Here is a 6,123-nt window from a genome sequence, read left to right as displayed (position 1 = left end):
GGACGGCGAGGCCGGTTTCGGCGGTGCCCTCAACGTCTACGAGTTGCAGAAGGCCATGATCGCCGCGGGTGTCGCCGGCTCGCACTGGGAGGACCAGCTGGCCTCGGAGAAGAAGTGTGGTCACCTGGGCGGCAAGGTGCTGATCCCGACCCAGCAGCACATCCGCACGTTGACGTCGGCGCGGCTAGCTGCGGACGTGTGCGACGTGCCGACCGTGATCATCGCGCGCACCGACGCCGAAGCGGCCACGCTGATCACCTCCGACATCGACGAGCGCGACCGGCCGTTCATCACCGGCGAGCGCACCCGCGAGGGCTTCTACCGCACCAAGAATGGGATCGAGCCCTGCATCGCGCGGGCCAAGGCCTACGCGCCGTTCGCCGACTTGATCTGGATGGAGACCGGCACGCCTGATCTGGAGGTCGCCAAGCAGTTCGCCGAGGCGGTCAAGGCCGAGTACCCGGACCAGATGCTGGCCTACAACTGCTCGCCGTCGTTCAACTGGAAGAAGCACCTCGACGACTCGACCATCGCGAAGTTCCAAAAGGAGCTGGCCGCGATGGGCTTCAAGTTCCAGTTCATCACGCTGGCCGGATTCCACGCGCTCAACTACTCGATGTTCGATCTGGCCTACGGCTACGCCCGCAACCAGATGAGCGCCTACGTCGAGCTGCAAGAGCGCGAATTCGCCGCCGAGGAGCGCGGTTACACCGCGACCAAGCACCAGCGCGAGGTCGGCGCGGGTTACTTCGACCGCATCGCCACCACCGTCGACCCCAACTCATCGACGACGGCGCTGACCGGTTCGACCGAAGAGGGTCAGTTCCACTGACGACGAGCAGACGCAAGGCCCCCATTCGCCGAAATGAGGGGCCTTGCGTCTGTTCGCGCGGCGTAGTTGAGAATGAGTGACGTGTCGATCGAACGAGTAGGTGTCGTCGGAGCCGGGCAGATGGGTGCCGGTATCGCCGAGGTGTCAGCACGAGCGGGTGTCGACGTCACGGTATTCGAGACCACGGACGCGCTGATCGCGGCCGGTCGCAGCCGCATCGTGAAATCGCTGGAACGCGGTGTCAGCGCAGGCAAGATCACCGAACGCGAACGCGATGGCGCCATCGGGAAGCTGACCTTCACCACGGATCTGAAAGACCTCGCCGACCGGCAACTGGTGATCGAGGCCGTCATCGAAGACGAAGCCGTCAAAGCCGAGATCTTCGCCGAACTCGACCGCGTCATCAGCGATCCCACTGCGGTGCTGGCGTCCAACACCTCCAGCATCCCGATCATGAAACTGGCCGCGGCCACCAAGAACCGTCAACGAGTGTTGGGCCTGCATTTCTTCAACCCGGTGCCGGTACTGCCGCTGGTCGAGTTGGTCTGCACCCTGGTCACCGACGACGAAGCCGCTGACCGCACCGAGGAATTCGCCAGCACGGTGCTACGCAAGCAGGTGGTGCGCTGCTCCGACCGGTCCGGCTTCGTGGTGAACGCGCTGCTGGTGCCGTTTTTGTTGTCGGCGATCCGGATGGTCGAAAACCGGTTCGCCACAGCCGAAGACGTCGACAAGGCCGTGGTCGCAGGGCTCTCGCACCCGATGGGTCCGCTCCGGCTATCCGATCTGGTCGGGCTAGACACCTTAAAGCTGATCGCGGACAAGATGTTTGAGGAATTCAAGGAGCAGCAGTACGCCTCACCGCCGCTGTTGGTGCGCATGGTCGAGGCCGGCCTGCTCGGCAAGAAATCTGGGCAGGGCTTCTACTCGTACTGAGCTCGACCAGGTGTCGGCTGAAAGCCGATGCCGACTTAGGCGGCTTTCTTCTCCATGGTGAACTGGCAGACGTCGGTGTAGCCCTCGCGGAACAGCTCCCGGCAGCCCGTCAGGTACTTGATGAAGGTCTCATACGTCTGCTCGCCCTTGAGCTGGATGGCCTTGTCCTTGTTCGCTTCCAGCCCCTTGGCCCAGGTGTCCAGCGTTCGGACGTAGTTCTTACCGATGCGGTGGTGGCGGCTGATGGTGAAACCCGCCTCGGTCGCATATTTGTCGACAACCTCGATCATCGGCAACCGGCCGCCAGGGTAGATCTCTTTGCGGATGAAGCTGATGAACCGCATCAGCGACATCGTCCGCTTGAGGCCCAGCTGCTTTTCTTCCTCCGCGGAGGGCAAGACGATTGTGTGCAGCAGCATCACCCCGTCGTCGGGCAGCACGTTGTAGCACATCTTGAAAAAGTCCGCGTAGCGCTCATAGGTTCCGACACCGTCGGCGAAGTGCTCGAACGCCCCGAGGGACACAATGCGGTCCACCGGTTCGTCGAACTCCTCCCAGCCCTGCAGCCGCACTTCTTTTCGCCGCGGACTGTCCATTTCGGCGAACTTCTGCTTGTTGTGCACCAGCTGGTTTTCCGAGAGCGTCAGCCCGATCACGTTGACGTCGTATTTCTCAATCGCGCGACGCATGGTCGAGCCCCAGCCGCAGCCGATGTCGAGCAGCGTCATGCCCGGCTGCAAGCCCAGCTTCCCCAGTGCCAGATCGATCTTGGCCATCTGCGCCTCTTCGAGCGTCATGTCGTCGCGTTCAAAATAGGCACAGCTATACGTCATCGACGGATCCAGCCAGAGCTTGAAGAACTCGTTCGACCGGTCATAGTGCGACTGGATGTGGTCGACGTTCGGCTTCAGTTCGGTGGTTCCCGACGGTTCAGTCCCCATAGGCGCAGACGATATACGCCGACGTCGGATGCCTGCAATCACCTAACGCCCGTCATATGTCGTGTTTTAGTTGCGCCCCGGCACAATGCGCCCGGTTTACGCTTGATCCATACTCCTCCTGGGTAATTGGGTGACTGGGATGGGCCGTCGAGGAAAGGAAGCAGCAACGCTATGGCGGCGCTCTCGACAGGAAATGGTTTCCCCGACGTAGTGGTCACCGGCGTCGCGATGACGACTGCGCTGGCAACCGATGCTGACAGCACCTGGAAAAAGCTGCTCGATGGGCAGAGCGGAATCCGCAAGCTCGGCGACCCGTTCGTCGAGCAATTCGGCGCGCCGGTGCGAATCGGTGGGCACTTGCTCGAGGATTTCGACCACGAGCTGACGCGCGTGGAACTGCGCCGAATGTTGTTTCTGCAGAAGATTTCCGTGGTGCTCGGCCGGCGGGTCTGGGCGAATGCCGGCTCGCCCGAGGTCGACCCGAATCGGTTGATGGTGGCCATCGGCACCGGGATGGGTTCGACCGAGGAGATGGTGTTCGGCTACGACGACATCCGCGCACGCGGGATGAAGGCCGTCAACCCCGTGGGCGTGCTGATGATGATGCCGAACTCCGGCGCCGCCTGGGTGGGGCTCGAACACAAAGCCAGGGCCGGGATCCTCACCCCGGTGTCGGCCGACGCCTCCGGCGCGGAGGCCATCGCCCAGGCTTGGCGGCGGATCGTGCTCGGCGAGGCCGACGTCGCGATCTGCGGCGGCATCGAGACCAGAATCGAGGCCATCCCGATTGCGGCGTTCGCTCGCATGGAGTTGCTGTCGACAAACAACGACGACCCCGAAGGCGCGTGTCGCCCGTTCGACAAGGACCGCGACGGGTTCGTGTTCGGCGAGGCGGGCGCGCTGCTGGTCGTCGAGACCGAGGACCATGCGAAAGCCCGCGGCGCCAACATTCTTGGCCGGCTGATGGGTGCCGGCATCACGTCTGACGGCTACCACATCGTCGCGCCCGATCCCCGTGGTGAACGGGCCCGGCAGGCGATGACTCGAGCCATTGAGCTTGCCGGGCTGACGACCGCCGACATCGACCACATCAATGCTCATGCCACTGGCACTGTCATCGGCGACCTTGCCGAAGCGAAGGCGATCAACAACGCGATGGGCGCCCATCGCCCAGCGGTCTACGCACCGAAGGCGGCGCTTGGCCATTCGATCGGCGCTGTCGGGGCCGTGGAGTCGATTCTGACCGTGCTGGCGCTGCGCGACGGTGTCATCCCGCCGACGCTGAACCTGCGCAATCTCGATCCGGAGATCGATCTGGACGTGGTCACCGGAGAGCCGCGCCTCGGCGAGTACAGATACGCGATCAACAATTCGTTCAGTTTCGGCGGCTTCAACGTCGCCTTGGTCTTCGGGCAATACTGAAACCGCTGTCCGCGGCGAACTTCATGCGGCGTCGCCGGGTGGACGACAACAGGCAGGAAGACCAGCGACAACCGGGGCTTCGCGACTTCGCTGAAATCGCATGGCGCGGCATTCCAGGAGTGCCGTGTTGTCGTGGCACACTCAGGTCGTATTCTTAGTTGCACAGGCGTCAACTCGGGGGGATCCGGGGCGACGTCTGAATTGTGACCGGATCACCAGTGCCCACCAGGACGAACAGTGACCAAGACATCCAGTGAAATGCAGACTTTAACCCCGCCGTTCGAGGACGTGCAGGCACATTACGACCTGTCGGACGAGTTCTTCCGGCTATTCCAAGACCCGACTCAGACCTACAGCTGCGCCTGGTTCGAGCGTGACGACATGACGCTGGAGGAGGCGCAGATCGCCAAAATCGACCTGGCGCTGGGCAAGCTAGGCCTCGAGCCCGGAATGACGTTGCTCGACATCGGTTGCGGCTGGGGCTCGACGATGCGACGGGCGATCGAAAAATACGACGTCAACGTCATTGGTTTGACGCTCTCCAAAAACCAGCGGGCTCACGTGGCGCGGATGTTCGAGGAGATGGACAGCCCGCGCAGCAGGCAGGTCCGGCTGCAAGGTTGGGAGCAGTTCGACGAGCCGGTGGACCGGATCGTCAGCATCGAGGCATTCGAAGCATTCGGAAAAGCCCGATGGGCGCCATTCTTCGAGACGGCCTACCGCGTTATGCCCGACGACGGCCGAATGGTGTTGGAGACGATATTCACTCACCCACCCAGCTACTGGGGTCCGAAGGGCATCAAAATTACGATGGCCGACCTGCGGTTTTGGCAGTTCATTGGCCGAGAGATATTCCCGGGCGGCGCAGTGCCCTCAGCGGAAGACGTCGTCGAATACTCACAGAAGGCGGGCTTTTCGACCGAGGAAACCCAGCTGATGAACCCGCACTACAAGCGGACACTTGATATGTGGGCTGAGAATCTGAGGGCGCACAAGGACGAAGCCATTGCCATCCAGTCGGAAGAGGTCTATGAGCGCTACATGCGCTATTTGACCGGATGTTCCGACAATTTCAAGCGCGGAATCACCGAAGTCGGGCAATTCACGCTCGTCAAGCGTCCTGACGGCCAAGCCGTCAATTGAGCGGCGGATACGCCCGCTGATTGTCGCTGTTCGTCCTAAGGGTCCTGAGGGGTCCTCAGGAGCGGACTACTTCTCCAGCGTGAACTGGTCGACGTCGGTGTACCCGTCGCGGAAGAGCTCCGCGCAGCCGGTCAGGTACTTCATGTAGCGGTCGTAGACCTGTTCAGATTGCAGCGCAATCGCCTGTTCCCTGTTGGCTTCCAGCGCGGCGGCCCACATGTCCAGGGTGCGCGCATAGTGCGGCTGCAGCGACTGGATACGGGTGACTGTGAAGCCGGCCTTGCGGGCGTGCTCTTCCACGATCGGGATCGACGGCAACCAGCCGCCGGGGAAAATCTCTTCGAGGATGAATTTGGCGAATTCGACGATTTCGCGGGTCAACCCCAATCCCATCTTCCTGGCGTCGGATAAGGGTGGCCGGGTAATGGTGTGCAGCAGCATCACGCCGTCCGCCGGTAACGCGTCGTAGGCCATCTTGAAGAAGCGGGCGTAGCGCGGATGGCCGAAGTGCTCGAACGCACCGATCGACACGATGCGGTCGACGGGCTCGTCGTACTTCTCCCAACCCTCCACCAGCACCCGGCGCGAGCGCGGAGTGTCCATCTCGTCGAACATCGCCTGCACGTGGGCGGCCTGGTTCTCCGACAACGTCAGGCCGACGACGTTGACGTCGTACTTCTCGATGGCCCGCCGCATGGTGGCGCCCCAGCCGCAGCCGATGTCGAGCAGCGTCATCCCGGGTTCTAAACGCAACTTGCCCAGCGCCAGGTCGATTTTGGCGAGTTGGGCCTCCTCTAGCGTCATGTCGTCACGCTCGAAGTAGGCACAGCTGTACGTCTGAGTGCGGTC

6 protein-coding genes are annotated in these 6,123 nt (G+C 62.4%); 4 read left to right on the top strand and 2 right to left on the bottom strand.

The window, feature by feature from the left end; all coding sequences use genetic code 11:
• Together aceA and VFA16_RS12260 are read left to right on the top strand one after the other, a co-directional pair.
• Positions 1-832: isocitrate lyase (gene aceA / locus VFA16_RS12265; protein WP_324968074.1), on the top strand; the 832-nt coding region annotated here is incomplete at its 5' end.
• A 72-nt stretch (positions 833-904) separates the two neighbouring features.
• On the top strand, positions 905-1,768 hold the full coding sequence (locus VFA16_RS12260) for a 3-hydroxybutyryl-CoA dehydrogenase (RefSeq protein ID WP_324968073.1): 864 nt from the start codon (positions 905-907) through the stop codon (positions 1,766-1,768).
• A gap of 35 nt (positions 1,769-1,803) precedes the next feature.
• Here the strand turns inward: VFA16_RS12260 and VFA16_RS12255 are convergent, their stop codons facing one another.
• Positions 1,804-2,709: a cyclopropane mycolic acid synthase family methyltransferase gene (locus tag VFA16_RS12255; RefSeq protein ID WP_324968072.1), complete on the bottom strand. Its 906-nt coding sequence runs from the start codon at positions 2,707-2,709 to the stop codon at positions 1,804-1,806.
• A gap of 171 nt (positions 2,710-2,880) precedes the next feature.
• On the opposite strand from VFA16_RS12255, the gene VFA16_RS12250 reads away from it, so the two are divergent.
• Together VFA16_RS12250 and VFA16_RS12245 are read left to right on the top strand one after the other, a co-directional pair.
• Entirely contained in the window at positions 2,881-4,131 is a 1,251-nt protein-coding gene (locus VFA16_RS12250) for a KasA/KasB family beta-ketoacyl-ACP synthase (protein WP_324968071.1), read from the top strand.
• 258 nt (positions 4,132-4,389) lie between these two features.
• Complete coding sequence (locus VFA16_RS12245; protein ID WP_324968075.1) at positions 4,390-5,274, top strand: cyclopropane mycolic acid synthase family methyltransferase; 885 nt, start codon at positions 4,390-4,392, stop codon at positions 5,272-5,274.
• 66 nt (positions 5,275-5,340) lie between these two features.
• On the opposite strand, the gene VFA16_RS12240 is transcribed toward VFA16_RS12245, so the two are convergent.
• A partial coding sequence (locus VFA16_RS12240) for a cyclopropane mycolic acid synthase family methyltransferase (protein ID WP_324968070.1) occupies positions 5,341-6,123 on the bottom strand: 783 nt, incomplete at its 5' end.

Origin of the sequence: Mycobacterium sp., assembly GCF_035653355.1 — a bacterium.
GTDB lineage: Bacteria > Actinomycetota > Actinomycetes > Mycobacteriales > Mycobacteriaceae > Mycobacterium.
This window is presented reverse-complemented; position numbering and strand designations above follow the sequence as displayed.

Coding starts and splice junctions, on each gene's coding strand:
- VFA16_RS12260 (WP_324968073.1), top strand. CDS start 905: ATGAGTGACGTGTCGATCGAACGAGTAGGTGTCGTCGGAGCCGGGCAG.
- VFA16_RS12255 (WP_324968072.1), bottom strand. CDS start 2,709: ATGGGGACTGAACCGTCGGGAACCACCGAACTGAAGCCGAACGTCGAC.
- VFA16_RS12250 (WP_324968071.1), top strand. CDS start 2,881: ATGGCGGCGCTCTCGACAGGAAATGGTTTCCCCGACGTAGTGGTCACC.
- VFA16_RS12245 (WP_324968075.1), top strand. CDS start 4,390: ATGCAGACTTTAACCCCGCCGTTCGAGGACGTGCAGGCACATTACGAC.